Annotated in this window: 2 protein-coding genes and 1 pseudogene; all 3 read right to left on the reverse strand. The window is 65.6% G+C overall.

Going from position 1 to position 2,041, the window contains the following annotated elements:
• Positions 1–642, reverse strand: a pseudogene (locus PGX04_RS31770) (N-acetyl-gamma-glutamyl-phosphate reductase); the annotation flags it as partial.
• Complete coding sequence (gene lysX, locus PGX04_RS31775; protein ID WP_273742124.1) at positions 642–1,520, reverse strand: lysine biosynthesis protein LysX; 879 nt, start codon at positions 1,518–1,520, stop codon at positions 642–644. The gene lysX and the pseudogene PGX04_RS31770, both read right to left, overlap by 1 nt.
• Positions 1,521–1,608: 88 nt before the next feature.
• Positions 1,609–1,773 carry a lysine biosynthesis protein LysW gene (gene lysW, locus PGX04_RS31780; RefSeq protein ID WP_005554620.1) on the reverse strand — a complete coding sequence of 55 codons (165 nt, stop codon included), beginning with the start codon at positions 1,771–1,773 and terminating at the stop codon, positions 1,609–1,611.
• Positions 1,774–2,041 lie beyond the last annotated feature (268 nt).

Raw genomic sequence — 2,041 nt, forward strand, 5'->3', positions numbered from 1 at the left:
GTAGGGTCGCACGACGCCCGAGCGCTCGGGGTGGCTCGAGGCCTCGCCGCCGCCGGCTCCCCCTTCGGAGGAGCCGACCTTCACGTCGACGACGATCCGCTCGCCGCCCTCGAGGATTCCGTGCTCGAACAGCGGATAGAGGCCCAAAATGGTCGCGGTGGCGTTACAGCCGCCGCCCGCGATGAGGTCCGCGCCCTCGAGGTTCTCGCGATTGATCTCGGGAAGCGCGTACTCGGCCTTCGCGAGGTATTCCGGGGCCTCGTGCCCGTCGTACCACTCCTCGTACTGGGCTTCGCTCTCGAGGCGGAAGTCCGCCGAGAGGTCGACGACGGTGTCCGCAATGTCGAAAAAATCGTCGACCCGGCCCATGGAGACGCCGTGTGGCGTCGCCGCGAACAGGATATCGACGCTCTCGAGATCGTCGGGCTCGGTAAAGCGCAGGTCCGAGCCGCGCAGGGGCGGGTGGACGGAGCCCACGCTCTTGCCGGCCTTCGAGCGGCTCGTGACCTCCGTGAGTTCGAAGTTCGGGTGGCCCGCGAGCAGTCGCAGAAGCTCGCCGCCCGTGAAGCCGGAGCCGCCGATGACGCTCGCGGTGACCGTCTCGGCGTTTGTGTCCGCGCCGGTCTCGGTGCCGACCGCCATCAGGCGCTCACCTCGAGTTCCTCGCCGGCGGCGGCGTCGGCTTTCGCCTCGAGCCAGTCGACGACGGTTCCCGCGATATCGGTCTCGACGGCCCCGTCGAGGGCCTTGAACTCGACCGTGTGGTTGACCTCGTGGACCGTGTAGGAGTCACCGGTTTCCATGAGATCGACGCCGAGCAAGCCGCCGCCGACGGCGTCGCTCGCCGTCTCGACGAGTTCGCGCGCTTCGTCGTCGACGTCGAACGGATCGACCTCGGCACCTTTCGCCGCGTTGGTGATCCAGTGATCCGAAGAGCGAACCATCGCGGCGATGGGCTCGCCGTCGATCGCGACCACGCGAATGTCGCGGCCGGGTTTCTCGACGAACTCCTGGACGTAGAACACCTTGTGCTCGTAGTGGCCCAGCGTGGCCTTGTGCTCCAGAATGGCCTCGGCGGCCGACTCGGAGTCGATCTTGGCCATCAGACGGCCCCACGAACCCACGACGGGTTTGAGGACGCAGGGGTAGCCAAAGTCCTCGATGGCTTCCATGGCTGTCTCCTTCGTGAAGGCGACTTTCGTCGCGGGCGTGGGCACGCCCGCCTCCTCGAGCGCGAGGCTGTTTTTCACCTTGTCGGCGCAGATGTCCGCGGTCTCGTGGCCGTTGACCACGGGAATGCCGTAGGCCTCGAAGAACTGCGTGGCGTACAGGCTCCGGCTCGTGGCGAGACAGCGGTCGACGACGATGTCGAGGCCGTCGAACGCCGCGGGCGCTTCCGAAATGTCGAAGGTCTGCTTGCGAACGTCGATCTTCGTGACCTCGTGGTCGCGCTCGCGAAGCTCGTTGAGCAGGAGTTTCTCGTCCTTGCGAATCCGCGAGTAGAGTATGCCGACGTTCATGCGAGACACCTCTGCATCGGGGTCACGGCGCTACGCGCTTCGCGAACCGGCTGAGCGGGGGACGGCGAAATCGCGCCCGTCTGCAAGGTCACTCACCCCAGTCCTCTTCGAGCTCTGGGGCCCGCTCGAGGACTGGCGGCTCCGTGTCGACCACTTCAAGCTCGGCTCCACAGGTCGTACAGTCGACAATCTCTCCGACTTCCAGATCGTCGTGCAGGGACACCTCGGCCCCACACTCGACGCATTCGGTCATTGTACTCGCACGTGGGGGCCGGGATCCCTTAAAGCCTTCGAACTTAACAGCAAAATTATACTAACTGCACGCCACTCTATCGGTCCGTGGAGGCTACTTCACCGCAGGTCTACTTTGACATATCATGAAGCGGGTAATTTGTCCCCCCGCGGGGACCGCCGCCGAACCGGTCGAGCGACGGGCCGCGATTTTGCGGGCCGACCGGCCCGTCCCGCTCGAGCGAACGCCTCAGACATAGCCGTTCACCTCCGAACGGAGCGCCTCGTGC

It is taken from the genome of Natrinema soli, assembly GCF_028618695.1.